This window comes from Streptomyces sp. NPDC103540 (genome assembly GCF_055584445.1).
In genome coordinates this window covers 332365-347041 of record NZ_JBVJMA010000008.1, presented here as the reverse complement: position 1 = coordinate 347041, position 14677 = coordinate 332365, and the positions used below count along the sequence as shown (strand labels likewise).

Here is a 14677-nt window from a genome sequence, read left to right as displayed (position 1 = left end):
CTGGCGCCAACTGCTGCGGGACCGACGGGTGTTACGGCGTCGCCCGTACTCTTGTACACCTGATCGAGACGGCTCCCGGCCCGGTACCGCGACTGATGGACCCCGCGCCGGAGGCCGGTGACCGGGGTCGGGTTCCGCGGGCACGGTGGGCGGCGAACTCCCTGCGGCGTGACGGCGCACGACATGAGGTGTCCTGCTTCCAGGCGGGTTGACCAGGCCACTCGTAGGATCCTGCCACTTGGGGGTTCAGGGAAGGGCAACCGAGGTGTCCTTGGTGCGCGTCAGCCGGGCTCTGAGGTTGTTCCGGCAGGACCGGACCGCGGTGGCCCGCCCCGCCGCAGAGGGTCCCTCATCGCACGCACGCCAGGCTTGCGTGACGCCACACCGGCCCGGAGCAGACAGCTGCCTCGACCAGACCGGCCGATCGATCGATCAGGACGTCTACGAGAGCGCAGCGTGGACGAGCTCGTCGGCGGCCGGCACGGTGGCCTGGCTCCCCGGGCCCGATCGTGGGGTCCTGGGGTTCGATCGCCGGCGCAGGAGGGTTCGGACGGTGCGTAGGGCGGTGTTGGTGTTGGTGTGGACGGGCAGGGAGGGCTGATTGGCGTTCAGGAGGTAGCGGACGGCGGGGACGCGGCTGGCTGCCGCGAAGGGGATGCCGGTGGCGAGGTGGTGGCGGTGGATGTGCAGGATCACCGAGATCACGGCCGGGGTGCCGGCAGCCGGGCCGAGGGCGATGACGAGTGCGTCGGGCCGGTGTTCGCGGGCGCGGAGGCCGATCTCGTGAGCCAGCAGGGACCGCTGGGCGGTGGTGGCCGGAGTGTGGACGGTGATGAGGAGGATGTTGTCCTCCGCCAGAAGGCGGCTTTGCAGTTCCACGATTTCTCTCTGCATGGAGGGCCCACAGGATAAAAGGGACCGAGAACCGGAAAACGCCGCGGGAGGCCGAGGGGTCACGGGCCCACTGTAATTCTTCCCGCCCGGCGACTTGTGGTGCCGGCGCGGATCGCATTGCGCCATGCGGCAGGGATGCGAAGAAGCCACGACGGGCCTCACGAACCCTCAGGAATCCGGTGGTGATTCAGTAGATCTGCGAATTCGAGGTTTCCGTCGTCGAGAATCACGCCCCTGTGGAGCGCGCCAGGAGTTCCGGAAGCTTGTCCACCGGTGAGGCGGAGCGCTCCTGACGGAGTGGCCCGGTCTGGGCCGTGCCGCGGAGAGCCGGACGCTTCCTGCCTCGACCTGCACGGTAGCCGCCGGTAGCCGCCCCGGACCGCCACCCGGCGGGATCGCCCCGGCGTCAGAACCCGAGAAGCTCGATCCGAGCCGGAGCGGGGTCGATCCCGCGCGATCTGGAGCGATGGAGCCCCGTGTGATCCTGACGTGGCAGATTTTTATTGCGCCGCCTGTGAGTACTCTCATTCGGGAAGCGAATCAACGAGGGGATTCGTTTCGCATTACGTACGAAATTTTCCACAACGGCCGTTCAATGAAATCTATTTCGGCTACGATGTGGCCGCGCCTCATGACCTCATCGAGGCGGCTTCTTTTGATCCGTTGGCTGCTATTCCGTCCGATTCCCTGGGCGTGTTGATGAGCGGATGATCCGACCACCTGTATAGATCTGCCTGGGCCTGCGCCGGTCTTCCTTCTCGGGAGCCGGGCGCGGCTCGGGGGGTCGGCACACCACCTCACGAACCAAGTGGAGTAGTAGATGGTGCAGGATCGAAGGTCGGGCATGCGGCGGGCGCTGATCGGCGCGGCTGTGGCGTTGGCGCTCGCGACGACAGGTGCGGGAACGGCGTTCGCAGCGGCCGCTCCCGTCGCCAAGCAGCAGGTGTCCGGGGCGAAGGCCCCGGCGACGAGCGTGTCCCGGTCGGCGAAGGCGGTCTGTCCGCCCGGCCCGATCTGGGCGAACTCCGGAGGGGACGCGCGGCGGCTGTTCCAGTACGACCCGGCGGGCAACCAGCTGTCGTCGGCGCCGCTGGCACACGACTACGGCGACATCGCCTTCACCGGGGACGGCTCGACCCTGTACGGGGTGGGCTTCCCCGGCAGCCTCACCGAGACGACCCTCTACACGGTGAATCCGGAGACGGGTGCGGAGACCGCGAGTGTCCCGATCACCGGTCCGATCGCGTCGATCGCGACCCCGGGGTACCCGTACAGCAACATCAACGCGCTGTCGGCGCGTGCGGACGGGACGCTGCTGGCGGGTTCGTACTCGACCTCGCAGATCTACGTGATCGACCCGGCCACCGGGGTGAGCAGCAACTTCTCGGCGTCGTTCCCCGCCGGCTGGGTCTCCGCCGGTGACTTCCTCGCCCTGGACGACGGCGACATCCTCGCCTTCGGCTCACCCGCCGGAGCTCCGTTCGGCACTCCGTCGGGGGTCTTCCGGATCCACCCGGACAACACCGTCACCCAGATCGGCACCGTGCCGCAGGTCTTCGGCGCGGCCCAGTCCGGGAACACGGCCTACGGGTTCGGTTCGGCGGGGGCGATCTACCAGCTGACCAGCCTGCCCACCGCGCCGTCCACCGACCCGCTGCCGGTCACCACCGTCTCGTCCCCCACGAACGGCTTCTACGGCGGCACCTCCGGGCAGGACGCCGGCACCTGCCCGGACCCCGCCTACACGGTCGCCAAGTCCGCTTCCACCGCGGGCCCGGTCAACCCGGGTGACACCATCACCTACACGGTGCAGGTGACCAACACCGGCACGGCGGTCGCGAACGGAGACTTCACCGACGACCTCTCCGACGTCCTCGACGACGCCACCCTCGTCCCGAACTCGGTCACCGCCACGACCGGTACCGCCCAGGTCACGGGCACCGACCTGAACTGGACCGGCGTTCTCGTCGGCGGGGCCACCGCGACCATCACCTACCAGGTGACCGTCAACAACCCGCCCACCGGCGACCAGAGCCTGGCCAACACCGTCACCCCGACCGCCGACGGCGGCACCTGCGCCACCGCGGGCGGCTGCACCGTCACCATCCCGGTCGACGACTGCGACAAGGACCACCACGGCGGCAAGCCCGGCAAGCCCGGCAAGCCGGGGAAGCCCGGGAAGCCCGGCCACGGCGGCGACGACAAGCGGGCACCGCACAAGGCCTGACCACCGGCCCTTTCCTCTCCTTGTGGTTCTCGACGGTCCCGTTTGCCGTCGAGAACCACAAGGAGGGCACGTCGGGTCGGTTCGTCGCTCGGCTCGTCGGCCCTGGCGAACCTCCCTTACGCAGTCTGACGGCGCGAAGTGGCTGATCTCGACGGTTGGAAGGGATGGCGTTTGACGTCACGAGCGCCCAAGGGCCGGTCGCCTGGCGAAGTGGCCATACGGCCGCCACACCGTGGCAACAAGGGGCGGCGAGAATCGGGCCCGTGTAGGGGCCGCACCCTCTCACCCTTCCCGTTGCACCCTGGAGCATTCCGTGACGTTGTTGACGACCTGGCCGGAGAGCGGTCCCGGGACCGTCGTGCGCCGTACTTCCGAGCCCGCCGAGATCGCCGCCGCGCTGGCGCCGATCGGAGTCCGTTACGAGCGGTGGCCGGTGCGCGACGACCTTCCGGTCGACGCCGACGGCGACGCGGTGTTCGCCGCCTACCGGGCCGAGATCGAGCGGTTGACCGCGGAGGAGGGATTCGCGACCGTCGACGTGGCCGCACTGCACCCCGGTGGCGACGAAGCCGGTTTCGCGGAGAAGGCGAAGGTCGCGCGGGCGAAGTTCCTGGAGGAGCACACCCACGATGACGACGACGAGGTGCGCTTCTTCGTCGCGGGCTCCGGCATCTTCTACCTTCACGTGGGCGGTGAGGTCCACGCGGTGCTGTGCGAGCGGGGCGACCTCCTGGGTGTGCCGAGGGGCACCACGCACTGGTTCGACATGGGCACCCGGCCGGCGTTCACCGCGATCCGGTTCTTCCACGAGGAGGACGGCTGGATCGGGACCTTCACCGGCAGCGGGATCTCGCGGCGCTTCCCGGACTTCGACACGATCACGGCGGAGTACGCGGCGTGACCTCCGAGGTGGAGGCCGTCGTACTGGACATCGAGGGCACGACGAGTGCCACCGGCTTCGTCGTCGACGTGCTGTATCCGTACGCGCGCGAGCGGTTCGGCGCCCTGATCGCCGAACGGTCGCATGAGCCCGAAGTCGCCCATGCCCTCGACCTGGTACGGGCGGAGCTGGGCGAATCGGAGGCGGGTCCGGCGCGGATCGAGCGGGCGCTGAACGACTGGCTCGACGAGGACCGCAAGGTGACCCCGCTGAAGACCCTTCAGGGCGTGCTGTGGGCGGATGGGTTCGCCCGCGGCGAGCTCGTCTCACACTTCTACGGTGATGTGGTGCCCGCACTGCGGCGCTGGCACGCTGCGGGGCTGCGGCTGTACGTCTACTCGTCCGGGTCGGTCGCCGCGCAGCGGGCGTGGTTCGAACACAGCCCCGAGGGGGATCTGCGGGGCCTCGTCGCGGGCTGGTACGACACGCGGAACGCGGGTCCGAAACTGGAGGCCGGCTCCTTCGAGGCGATCGCGAAGGACACGGGGATCGCTCCGGCCCGGCTGCTGTTCCTCTCCGACCGGCCCGGCGAGCTCGACGCGGCACGGGCGGCGCGATGGCGGACGGTGGGCGTACGCAGACCTGGAGAGCCTTACTCCGAGCAAGGTTTCGAAGGGTACGCGCAGGCCGCGACCTTCGAGGACGTCGATCCGGTGGGGAGCGGAGCATGACGACGGTGGGCGAACTGGAGCAGGCGGGCGCGGAACTGGCGGCCGAGGCGGCGCGCTTCGCCTCCTTCGGCTGGATGCGCGGCACCTCCGGCAACCTTTCGGTGGTCCTCTCGCGCGAACCGTTTCGACTGGCCGTCACCGCGAGCGGTCACGACAAGGGCGAACTCAGGCCTCAGGACGTGGTGTTGGTGGACGAGAACGGCGCGGCGGTGAGCGGCGGCAGGCCGTCCGCCGAGGCGGAGCTGCACGCGCGCGTGGCCCGCCTGACGGGCGCCGACGCGGTGGTGCACGTGCATACGATCGCCTCCGTGCTCATGGGGCGCAGGCAGCCGGGCGGCATAGTCCTCAAGGACCTGGAGATGCTCAAGGGCGTCGGACATCCGGCGGAGGGCCAGGCGGTCACCCTCCCGGTGATCGCCAACAGCCAGGACATGCGGGTGCTCGGAGACCGGCTGGAGGCCGCCCGGGATCCGCGGATGCCGGCGGTGGTCGTGGCGGGGCACGGGTTGTACGCGTGGGGCGATTCGCCGCGACAGGCACGCCACCACACCGAGGTCGTCGAATGGCTCCTCGAACTGGAGCTGGCAACGAGGACGTGACAAGGGCGCGCCCGCCGTGCCGAAGGCAGGCCCCGGCTCAGGCCAGGTGATCAACGGGGTATTCGCCCGCCGATATCTCCAGCACGCCGCGTTCGGTCACCAGTGCGGTCACCAGGCTGCCCGGTGTCACGTCGAAGGCCGGGTTGTGGCCGCGCGAGCCGGCGGGCGCGACGCGGACACCGGCCCATTCCAACACCTCTTCCTCACCGCGCAGTTCGATGGTGATGTCCTCGCCACTCGCGGTCGCCAGGTCCACCGTTGTGGTGGGCGCGGCCACGATGAACGGGATGCCCGCGTGTGCACACGCCAGGGCGATGGCGACCGTGCCGACCTTGTTCGCGGTGTCCCCGTTCGCGGCGATCCGGTCGGCGCCCACCACCGCGGCGTCGACCTCCCTCCGCAGGATGGTTCCCGCTGCCGCGCCGTCGGCCTGGACGTAGTGCGCGATGCCCTCCTCGGCCAGTTCCCAGGCGGTCAGTCGGGATCCCTGCAGCAGCGGTCGTGTCTCGTCGGCGTACACCGCTTCGAGCCGCCCACGAGAGTGCAGTTCTCGGATCACCCCGAGCGCCGTTCCCCACCCGGCGGTGGCGAGCGCGCCGGTGTTGCAGTGCGTCAGGATCCGCAACGGCCGATCCCCGCCGCTCGCCTTCAGCAGCCAGTCCGCGCCGTGCCGGCCCAGCGCGTGGTTGGCCTCGACGTCCTCGCGCTGTACGGCGGTGGCCTCGGCCAGCACCGCCGCCACTCCCTCGTCCAGCCTCTCCAGCACCCGGTCCACGGACACCGCCAGGTTGACGGCGGTCGGCCGCGCCGCCCGGATCCGTGCGACCTCCTCGCGTACCCGCGCACGGTCCCAGCCCTCGCGCTCGCCCTGCAACAGCGCGATCGCCACGCCGTACGCTCCGGCCGCGCCGATCGCCGGGGCGCCGCGCACCACGAGCCGGCGGACCGCGTCCACCAGGCCGTCGACGTCCTGGACGCGCAGCACCTCCTTGCGATGGGGCAGAGCGGTCTGGTCGATCAGCGCGAGGGCGTCTCCGGTCCACTCGACGGCACGCAGTTCCCTGGTCATGACAGTGCACTCCAAAGGCTCAAGGGTGGCGGGGGGAGGGGTGCGCGTCACCGTACAGCAGTCGTGGCAACCACAGTTCGAGACGGCAGGGTCGCTCAACCGCACCCCGGTGTTACTCTCTGGCCTCAACAATCTGTTGCACCGTAGCCCGAGGGGAGAGCGCACATGCTGCTGACGCTGCGCCGCTACCTCGACCACGGCCGGTGCTCCAGCGACGCCTGTCGCGGCTGAGCGCCCGTTCGCCCGGCTCTCGACGAGCCCGTTCACAACCCGGCTGATTTCACGTGGATTTCACGTACCCGGTGCGCCGCCCGTCCACAAGCGGTCGCCTACCCGTCCCACGCACCGCTGTACCGCTGTACCGCCGTACCTCGGCACACCCGCGCCGTCGTACACCCGAACCGTTTCGGAAGGTCACCTCCATGTCCCGGAGATCCCGTAACCGCGCCCTTCGACTCGCCGCCACCGCGGCCGGCGCGGCCCTGCTCGCCACCGGCTGCAACGCCGCCGCCGCGAAGAAGGACGAGGTCGGCAAGAGCACCGGCCCCACCTTCACGCTCGTCACCCCGGACGCGGTGGGGCAGAACGAGTTCCTCAGGCTCTCCGTCGAGGGGGTGAGGGCGGCCGCCAAGGCGCGCTCCGGCGGCTCCAAGGTGTACGAGTCCACCGACGCGGCCTCCCGGCAGCAGAACGTCCAGGCAGCGGTCGACGCGAAGCCACAGGTGATCGTCCTGGTCGGCTTCGAGTTCGCCGACCTCGTCGGCCGGCACGCCGAAGCCCGCCCGGACCAGAAGTTCCTGATCGTCGACGCCTGCACCCAGAAGACGTACCCCAACGTGAGCTGCGCCGTCTTCCGCGAACACGAAGGGGTCTTCCTCGCCGGCGCGGAGGCCGGGCTGCTCACCAAGAGCGGCAAGGTCGGGGCGGTGGACGTGCTCGACACGCCCCAGTTCCGCCGGTACAGCGACCCGTTCGCGGCCGGCGCGAAGAAGACCGCGCCCGCCGGCGAGGCGACCACCCGGTTCGTCGGTGGCCAGTCGCCCTTCAACGACTCCGCCCGCGCCAAGGAGCAGGCGAGCTCCCTGATCGCGGCCGGCACCGATCAGCTGATGGCGGCCGCCGCGGCGGGCAACTACGGCGTATTCGAGGCGGCGAAGGAAAAGGGCGTCCTGGTGTACGGCGTCGACGCCAACCAGTGCGTCTCCGCACCCGGAACCGTCGTCGACAACGTGATCAAGAAGACGGACGTCGCCGTGGAGAAGGGCATCGAGCAGGCGCTCGGCGACCAGGTCGGCCAGGTCGTCTCGTACGGGCTCAAGGAGGGCGGCATCAGCCTGACCGGCCTGGAGCCCGGCCTCGCCGAGTCCCAGTGCGTCATCGCCCGGCACGCCCCGGTCCTGGATCGGGTGAAGCAGCTGCGCGACCAAATCGTCTCCGGAGAGCTGAAGGTCGATGATCCCGCAGCCAAGTAGCCCGGCCGCCGCGGTCGTCGAACTTCGCGGCATCACCAAGCGCTACCCGGGCACGCTCGCGAACGACGCGGTCGACCTCACCGTGCGGCGCGGCCAGATCCACGCGCTGATGGGGGAGAACGGCGCCGGCAAGTCCACGCTGATGGCGATCCTCTACGGGACGGAACGTCCGGACGCGGGCACGATCCGCGTCGACGGACGCGAGAGGGCCTTCGCCTCCCCGACCGACGCGATCACCGCCGGGCTCGGCATGGTCCACCAGGGCTTCCGCCTCTTCGACTCACTGACCGTCGCCGAGAACGTCGTCTACCGCGCGGAGCCGCGCCGCCACGGCCTCGTCGACCGGGCCGCCGCACGCCGCCGCGTGCGTGAACTCGCCGAGGAACACGGGCTGCCGGTCGACCCCGACGCCCGCGTCGGCAGCCTGCCCGTCGGAGTACGCCAGCGCGTGGAGATCCTCAAACTGCTCCACCGGGGCGCCCGCGTCCTGATCCTCGACGAGCCCACTGCCGTCCTCACGCCCGACGAGGCCGGCCGGCTGTTCGCCGTCCTCAAGAACCTCACCGCACAAGGACGTTCCGTGATCCTCGTCACCCACAAGCTGCACGAAGTGCTGGAGGGCAGCGACGACGTCACGGTGCTGCGGGACGGCCGGGTCACCGCCCGGCTGCGCACCCGCGACACCACGGCGGCCGAACTGGCCGAGGCGATGACCGGCCGCCGGGTGGAACTGGACCGCGTCCATCCCCCCGGCACCCCCGGCCGGGTGGTGCTGTCCGTGACGGGAGTGCGCGGAGCGGACTTGACGGTACGGGCCGGCGAGATCGTCGGGATCGCCGGCGTCGCGGGCAACGGGCAGAGCGAGCTGATCGAGGCGCTCGCGGGACTGCGCCCCGTCGACTCGGGCCGTGTGGAACTCGCCGGGCACGACATCACCCACGCCTCGCCGGCCGCACGCCGCACGGCGGGCCTCGCCTACGTACCGGAGGACCGCGCGGTGGTGGGTACCGCGCCCGCCGCCTCGGTCGCCGAGAACCTGGTGATGGGACACCACCGGCGCCCCCTCGCCACCCGGCACGGACTGCTGCACCCCACGGCCGTACGCGAGCACGCCCACGCCCTGATCGAACGGTTCGGCATCAAGACGTCCTCGCCCGCGACCACGGCCGGAGCCCTCTCCGGCGGCAACCTCCAGAAGCTGCTGGTCGGCCGCGAGCTCGCCCACGACGCACCCCTGCTGCTGGTCGAACAACCCACGCGCGGCGTGGACATCGGCGCCATCCAGCAGATCCACGATCACCTGATCGCCTACCGCGACCAGGGCCGCGCCGTCCTGCTGGTCTCGGCCGAACTCAGCGAGATCCGCGCCCTGTCGGACCGGATCCTCGTGATGTTCGAGGGCCGTATATCGGCCTCCTACTCCCGCGGCGAAGCCGACGAACACCGCCTGGGCCTGGCCCTGGCCGGAGCGGAAGCCTGACATGACCACCACCCCTACCCCCAGCGCCCTCACGTCGCCGCTCCGCTCCCCCGCCCTGTTCTCCGTCACCGCAGCCCTCCTCATCGGCTCCCTCCTGCTGACCGCCACCGGCGCGAACCCGTTCACCGCGTACGGGGCGGTCCTGAGCGGCTCCCTCGGCCCCGACGGGCTCGCCGCCACCCTGACCGCCGGCACCAGCGTCCTCGGCATGGCCCTCGCCTTGGCCGTACCGCTCCGCGCGGGCCTCGTGAACCTCGGCGGCGACGGGCAACTCGTCCTCGGAGGCCTCGCCGCCACCGTCACCGGACTCCACGCCCCGCTGCCCGCCCCGCTCGCCGTCGTCGCCGCCCTCCTCGCCGGAATGGCGGCCGGGGCCGCGTACGCCGTACTCGCCGCCGTGTGCGAGACACGCCTGGGGGTACCGCTGCTCGTGAGCAGCCTGCTGCTGTCCTACCCGGCCGTCTCCTTCGCCTCCTACCTGGCCCGGTATCCGCTGAAGGAACCCGGCTCGAGCCTGCCGCAGACCCGCCGACTGCCCGAAGGCGTGGCGCTGCCGGTGCTCGGGTCGACCACGGTCACCGTCGGTCTGCTCCTGGTGGTCGCGGCGGCCGCGGTCCACTTCTTCGTCGACACGCGCACCAGCGCGGGCTACGAGGTACGGATGACCGGCCTGGGCCCGCGCTTCGCGGCCTACGCCGGCGTGGACCGAGCGAGACTGACCCTGCGCCTGATGGGCGCCTCCGGGGCGATCGCCGGCCTGGTCGGAGCCATCGGGGTGCTGAGCTTCCCGCACCGCTTCCTCGACGGCGCGCTCACCGCACCCGGATACACCTGGACCGGGCTCACTGCCGCGCTGCTCGCGAACGCCGCCCCGGCCGGCACCGTCCTCGCCGCGCTCGTCTTCACGATCCTCCAGGTCGGCGGCCTGAGCATGGAGCGGGCCACCGAGGTACCGCGCGAGCTGACACAGGTGCTCCAGGCGCTGGTCATCGTCCTGCTCGCCTCCCGCCCGCGGCTTCCACGGCGCGCGGGCCGACGACGTACGGACGCGAAGGAACCCGCGCCCGGACCCGCCACCGCACCCGATACGCAACCCGAGAAGGAGAAGGTCGCCTGATGGCCCTCGAAACCGACCTCGTCCTCTCGGTCCTGCGCGCCCTCACCCCGATCCTCCTCGCAGCGCTCGGCGGCGCGATCTGCGAGCGGGCCGGCGTCTTCAACATCGGCCTGGAGGGCATGATGCTGGTCGGCTGCTTCAGCGCCGTCGCCACCGCCTGGTTCACCGGCAGCCCGTGGCTCGGAGTACTCGCCGCGGCGGTCGCCGCCGCCGCGTACTCGGTAATCCTCGCCGTGGGCACGGTGACCCTGCGCGGGGACGCCGTGGTGCTGGGCGTGGCCATGAACCTCCTCGCCGTCGGCCTCACCGGTTTCCTGCTCCGCACGGTCTTCGGAGTACGGGGCACCTTCGACGACCCCCTCCTGACCGGACTCCCGCTGATCGGCGGCCAGTCACCGCTCACCTACCTCGCCTGGGCCGCCGCCCTCCTCGCAGCCTTCAGCCTCGCCCGCCACGTATGGGGGCTGAGGCTGCGCGGGGTCGGTGAGGCACCCGACGCGGCGGCGGCGCTGGGTGTGAACCCCGCGAAGTACCGCTACGGCGCGATCCTTGCCTCCGGGGTGCTGTGCGGTCTGGCCGGCGCCCAACTGTCCCTCGGAAACGTCACCTTGTTCTCCGAGAACATGACCGCCGGTCGCGGATGGATCGCGGTCGTCGCCGTCATGCTCGGCCGGGCGGCGCCCCTGGGCGTCGTGCTCGCCGCCCTGCTGTTCGCCGTCGCCGAAGCGATCGGCTTCCGGCTGCAAGGCCTCGGCCTGCCCCAACAGGCCACGGACGCGGCGCCGTACGCCGTCACCCTCGCCGCCCTCTTCCTGACCACGGCGGGCCGTCGCCGCCGTGCCGCACGTACCACTGGAGCCACGGCATGACACAGCAACCGCTGCCCCTCACCCGTATCCCGCGCACCGGCCTGCCGGCCCACGCGCTCGTCGTCGGAGATCCTGCGCGGGCCGAAGCCGTCGCCGGACTGCTCGAAGACGCCAAGGAGCTCTCCCACCACCGCGAGTACCGCCTCTTCGCCGGCACCCGGCGGGGACTTCCGGTGGCGGTCGCCTCACACGGGGTCGGCGCCCCCGGAGCGATCCTGCTGTTCCAGGAGCTGGCCGAGGCGGGCGTGCGCACCTTCGTCAGACTGGGCACGGCCGGGGCGATCCGCCCCGGAATCGCCGACGGCGACCTGGTGATCGCCGAGGGCGCGGTACGCGACGACGGGGTGACAGGCCAACTGCTGCCTCCGGAGTACCCCGCCCTCGCCGCACCGGAAGCGGTACTCGCCCTCCAGCAGGCCGCCCGCGAAGCCGGAGCGGCCCACCACCGGGGCATCGTCTGGACCCGTGCCGCCTTCCAGCCCGGTCTCGTTCCCTTCCCCGTCTACGAGAACGCCGGCCTCGCAGCGATCGAGATGGAACTCGCCGCACTCCTCGTGACGGCCTCGTTGCGGGGACTGGTCGCGGGCGGACTGCTGGTGGTGGACGGGGCGAACGCCGACGACCTGGTGGACGAGGAGGCCACCGGCGGTTACGACCCGCACCGCCGGGTGGTGGCGGACGGAGTTTCGCGAGGCAGCGCCGTCGCCTTGGAGGCTCTGCTCCTCCTGGCCGAAGGCGAGGCATGAGGCCCGGCTCAGACCCCGCGGCGGCCTGGTCCTCCGGGGGCACTGTTGTGCGGTGTCTCCGCGCAGTGTGCTCTCCGCGCGGCCCGGTGACCTCGGCACTCCCTGCGGTAGGACATTTCGGAGTCCGGTGAACCATGCTCTCTCAAGGAAGGGCGCCCAGGTGTTCGGAGGGACGCAATCCCTCCGAACAACCTGCTTGCTGACGGGTTCTGAGGCCACGACCGGAGTCATGGCCCACGCGGGCCTGTGGCTCCGGCGTTCGCACACCGCCCTGATCCACGACAGCCGGAGCGGCGGGCGCGGCGCGGCGCGGCGGAGCCACGGCGGGTGTCAGGACCTGCCTGGTATCCGTGAAGCGCCGCCCGGTTCGCAGGTCAGGGGGTTGAGAGGTCGGCCGGGGTGCAGCCCTCATCGCGGCCCCGGTGACGGGGGCCGCACCCCGCGCCGGCGACGGGCTGATGCGCATGGTTGCCTCGCCACTCAAGGGGCGGCCGTCGAGAGTCGCCCGAAGGGCTGCCGTTCCCTCACACCGTCCAACTGCCGTACGTGGACTCCGCCGTGATCATCTACCCGGGCGGCGGTGCGCACGAGTACGGTCGGAGGCGGCTTCGCATTCTGCCCCGCACTTCACGGCCATGCGAGTGGTCGAGGACCGGCGGGGCCTGCGGGGCCGTGGACTCCGGGGGTTCCGGGGGCTCCGGGGGTTCCGGAAGGGCCGTCGGACCCGTCCGTGTTCAGCGCACCATGCGAACAGCGATGCTCGTGGCGCTGGCCGTCCTGCCGTTTGACGCCCTCCGGCAGCAGTTCTGTCACCTCGTGACAGCCAGGATCGATCCCTCCAGCCTGAGCAGGAAAGCTGTTCCGTCCCGGCCGGCGCCCATTCAGTGCCGGCTCCGCACCCGTTCGCAAGGGGCGCGCGTGTCGGCCCGGCGCTGCAGTGCAGCGTCCGGGCCGGTTTGTGTCGTGTGTTCGGTGGAGGTCAGTTGAAGACGACCGAGCGGAACTTCAGCAGCAGGCCGAGCTTCTTGCCGGGGTTCATCACGTAGTAGGTGTCACCCTCGCAGTTGAAGTCGAGGAAGACGGTGGCGGTGGAGTCGGTCTTGTTCCACGGAGCGGACGCCGGGGTCAGGTCCGTGGCGTGCTCGATGTTGATGCACTCCTCGTTCACCGGGTTCTCCAGGACACGGGTGCGCAGGAGGGAGCCCCTGTACTCGAATTCGCCGATGGCTGCATGAGCAGAACTCGTCGTAGACAGAGTCATCAACAGGGCAGCGGACGCGGCAATGACGGTGTTACGGAGACGCATGACGTTTCCTCACGTTGAACGGCACCGGAAGGACCGGCTCGGACACGCCTTCCCGTACACCCACTTCTACAAATGCAGCACAGCCTGACATTCACCCAGGTGGCGCAATAGCGGGGCCTTCGAACGGTGTCCCGATCCTAAGAATGGCCGCGATCACACCCGAACCGAGGTGTGGATCATGAACCGTCATCACCCGACCACAACCCGAGATCCTCCAGTCAGAGCGACGGGTACGGGTCGAGAGGTGGTCGTCAGCGCCAGACCAACAAGACGATGATGCGGAGAAAGCCACGGCAAACGGCGAGGAAGAGAAAGTTTCCGACCGCCGCAAAGATGCTCATGTCAAGAGTTTGGTCCATGATCCGGTTCGGGATACCGGCCAGCGCGAGAGCGAGCAGGTCCAGGATGATGTTGACGATCAAGCCCAGTGGTGGGCCTCACCCTGTTCGTCAGCGTCTGAACGTCGAAGGGCTTGAACAGCACTTCCACAGCGTCCAGTCCCTCGATCGCCCTGTCCTGCGTCAGGAGAACGACCGGCATGTTCGAACCGAGTTCGTTCTGGATCCGCCCGATGATCTCTTTGCCGCTCGCGTCCTGCTGGTCGACGTCGTAGATCAGAAGGTCAGCGATCTTCTCCTTCAGCTCGCCGAAAACCTGGTGACCGGTCTTCACCTGAACAACCGTCACTCCCGCATTTCTCAAGCGACAACCCACCAAATCCCGCAGGGACGGTTCCTGAGACGCGGTAGGCACGTACTTCACCAATGCCTCCGATGAGTGGCCGACCGCAGCAGGTCGGCAGACGTCGCACCGCGCCCAGCCGCCCATCGCGACCGTGCGCCACCGTCCGTGGCTTCGCTGCGGAGAGGGCGAGGAAGGCGGAAAGACACCGTCGAAGGCACGGTAGGGCAGGAACTCCGGTACGTGGAGGTCCTGAAGGGTAGGCGCAACACGGCTCGACGCTTCGCAGGCCCCGAGCGCCTTCTCCGGTAAGGACCTGGACATGGTCCGCCGTCACACACGTTGGTCCACCCCTACACCCGATCGACGGAAGGTCCGCACAAGCCCCTGATCGGGTGCCGCAGCTCGGCGACCACTCGAACGTGTGAGTTCAGAACCGACCAGGCAAGCAGCCCTTGCCCTCGGCGAGAAGCTCGCATTCACGTTCGAGACATTCCCCCGTTCGGGGCCGTTACGGCCGTCGATTCGGGGCGTTCTTGGAGCACCAGTACCAACCCGCCGCCCAGATGGAGGACATCGTGAACGTTGAATCCGCCTCCGTCCATC

General features: G+C 70.1%; 14 protein-coding genes. 10 read left to right on the top strand and 4 right to left on the bottom strand.

What is annotated here, in order from left to right:
- Positions 1-441 precede the first annotated feature (441 nt).
- Positions 442-894 (bottom strand): hypothetical protein, encoded by a 453-nt coding sequence (locus tag ACZ6ZI_RS21620; RefSeq protein WP_469523304.1) that lies wholly within the window; start codon positions 892-894, stop codon positions 442-444.
- 489 nt (positions 895-1383) lie between these two features.
- Between ACZ6ZI_RS21620 and ACZ6ZI_RS21615 the strand changes: the two genes are divergently transcribed.
- The 5 genes from ACZ6ZI_RS21615 to mtnB all read left to right on the top strand — a co-directional run bounded on the left by ACZ6ZI_RS21615 (position 1384) and on the right by mtnB (position 5331).
- Positions 1384-1605, top strand: coding sequence for a hypothetical protein (locus tag ACZ6ZI_RS21615; protein ID WP_469523301.1), 222 nt, complete (start codon positions 1384-1386; stop codon positions 1603-1605).
- 109 nt (positions 1606-1714) lie between these two features.
- Positions 1715-3121, top strand: coding sequence for a DUF7927 domain-containing protein (locus ACZ6ZI_RS21610; protein ID WP_469523298.1), 1407 nt, complete (start codon positions 1715-1717; stop codon positions 3119-3121).
- 313 nt (positions 3122-3434) lie between these two features.
- The gene (locus ACZ6ZI_RS21605; protein ID WP_469523295.1) at positions 3435-4022 is read left to right on the top strand and encodes a 1,2-dihydroxy-3-keto-5-methylthiopentene dioxygenase; all 588 of its coding nucleotides are present in this window, start codon (positions 3435-3437) and stop codon (positions 4020-4022) included.
- Complete coding sequence (mtnC, locus tag ACZ6ZI_RS21600; protein ID WP_469523292.1) at positions 4019-4732, top strand: acireductone synthase; 714 nt, start codon at positions 4019-4021, stop codon at positions 4730-4732. Before ACZ6ZI_RS21605 ends, mtnC begins: the two co-directional genes overlap by 4 nt.
- Complete coding sequence (gene mtnB, locus ACZ6ZI_RS21595; protein ID WP_469523289.1) at positions 4729-5331, top strand: methylthioribulose 1-phosphate dehydratase; 603 nt, start codon at positions 4729-4731, stop codon at positions 5329-5331. The genes mtnC and mtnB overlap by 4 nt, the downstream gene beginning before the upstream one ends.
- A gap of 37 nt (positions 5332-5368) precedes the next feature.
- On the opposite strand, the gene mtnA is transcribed toward mtnB, so the two are convergent.
- Complete coding sequence (mtnA, locus tag ACZ6ZI_RS21590) at positions 5369-6400, bottom strand: S-methyl-5-thioribose-1-phosphate isomerase (RefSeq protein WP_469523286.1); 1032 nt, start codon at positions 6398-6400, stop codon at positions 5369-5371.
- Between the two features lie 422 nt (positions 6401-6822).
- On the opposite strand from mtnA, the gene ACZ6ZI_RS21585 reads away from it, so the two are divergent.
- Genes ACZ6ZI_RS21585 through ACZ6ZI_RS21565 form a run of 5 tightly spaced genes read left to right on the top strand, consistent with a single transcriptional unit; the run spans position 6823 to position 12084 of the window.
- Positions 6823-7872: a BMP family ABC transporter substrate-binding protein gene (locus tag ACZ6ZI_RS21585; RefSeq protein WP_469523283.1), complete on the top strand. Its 1050-nt coding sequence runs from the start codon at positions 6823-6825 to the stop codon at positions 7870-7872.
- Positions 7853-9352, top strand: coding sequence for an ABC transporter ATP-binding protein (locus tag ACZ6ZI_RS21580; protein ID WP_469523280.1), 1500 nt, complete (start codon positions 7853-7855; stop codon positions 9350-9352). The genes ACZ6ZI_RS21585 and ACZ6ZI_RS21580 overlap by 20 nt, the downstream gene beginning before the upstream one ends.
- A 1-nt stretch (position 9353) precedes the next feature.
- On the top strand, positions 9354-10469 hold the full coding sequence (locus ACZ6ZI_RS21575; protein ID WP_469523277.1) for an ABC transporter permease: 1116 nt from the start codon (positions 9354-9356) through the stop codon (positions 10467-10469).
- The gene (locus tag ACZ6ZI_RS21570) at positions 10469-11338 is read left to right on the top strand and encodes an ABC transporter permease (protein ID WP_469523274.1); all 870 of its coding nucleotides are present in this window, start codon (positions 10469-10471) and stop codon (positions 11336-11338) included. Before ACZ6ZI_RS21575 ends, ACZ6ZI_RS21570 begins: the two co-directional genes overlap by 1 nt.
- Entirely contained in the window at positions 11335-12084 is a 750-nt protein-coding gene (locus tag ACZ6ZI_RS21565) for a nucleoside phosphorylase (RefSeq protein WP_469523271.1), read from the top strand. Before ACZ6ZI_RS21570 ends, ACZ6ZI_RS21565 begins: the two co-directional genes overlap by 4 nt.
- Positions 12085-13063: 979 nt before the next feature.
- On the opposite strand, the gene ACZ6ZI_RS21560 is transcribed toward ACZ6ZI_RS21565, so the two are convergent.
- Together ACZ6ZI_RS21560 and ACZ6ZI_RS21555 are read right to left on the bottom strand one after the other, a co-directional pair.
- Positions 13064-13390 (bottom strand): hypothetical protein, encoded by a 327-nt coding sequence (locus tag ACZ6ZI_RS21560; RefSeq protein WP_469523268.1) that lies wholly within the window; start codon positions 13388-13390, stop codon positions 13064-13066.
- Positions 13391-13732: 342 nt separating this feature from the next.
- Positions 13733-14218: a response regulator transcription factor gene (locus ACZ6ZI_RS21555; RefSeq protein WP_469523265.1), complete on the bottom strand. Its 486-nt coding sequence runs from the start codon at positions 14216-14218 to the stop codon at positions 13733-13735.
- Between the last annotated feature and the right edge of the window lie 459 nt (positions 14219-14677).

Bases quoted from the DNA above. Each gene is read 5' to 3' on its own strand.
- ACZ6ZI_RS21575 (WP_469523277.1), top strand. From the start codon at position 9,354: ATGACCACCACCCCTACCCCCAGCGCCCTCACGTCGCCGCTCCGCTCC.
- ACZ6ZI_RS21570 (WP_469523274.1), top strand. From the start codon at position 10,469: ATGGCCCTCGAAACCGACCTCGTCCTCTCGGTCCTGCGCGCCCTCACC.
- ACZ6ZI_RS21555 (WP_469523265.1), bottom strand. From the start codon at position 14,218: ATGGGCGGCTGGGCGCGGTGCGACGTCTGCCGACCTGCTGCGGTCGGC.
- ACZ6ZI_RS21565 (WP_469523271.1), top strand. From the start codon at position 11,335: ATGACACAGCAACCGCTGCCCCTCACCCGTATCCCGCGCACCGGCCTG.
- ACZ6ZI_RS21585 (WP_469523283.1), top strand. From the start codon at position 6,823: ATGTCCCGGAGATCCCGTAACCGCGCCCTTCGACTCGCCGCCACCGCG.
- ACZ6ZI_RS21620 (WP_469523304.1), bottom strand. From the start codon at position 894: ATGCAGAGAGAAATCGTGGAACTGCAAAGCCGCCTTCTGGCGGAGGAC.
- mtnA (WP_469523286.1), bottom strand. From the start codon at position 6,400: ATGACCAGGGAACTGCGTGCCGTCGAGTGGACCGGAGACGCCCTCGCG.
- ACZ6ZI_RS21560 (WP_469523268.1), bottom strand. From the start codon at position 13,390: ATGCGTCTCCGTAACACCGTCATTGCCGCGTCCGCTGCCCTGTTGATG.
- ACZ6ZI_RS21610 (WP_469523298.1), top strand. From the start codon at position 1,715: ATGGTGCAGGATCGAAGGTCGGGCATGCGGCGGGCGCTGATCGGCGCG.
- mtnB (WP_469523289.1), top strand. From the start codon at position 4,729: ATGACGACGGTGGGCGAACTGGAGCAGGCGGGCGCGGAACTGGCGGCC.
- ACZ6ZI_RS21580 (WP_469523280.1), top strand. From the start codon at position 7,853: ATGATCCCGCAGCCAAGTAGCCCGGCCGCCGCGGTCGTCGAACTTCGC.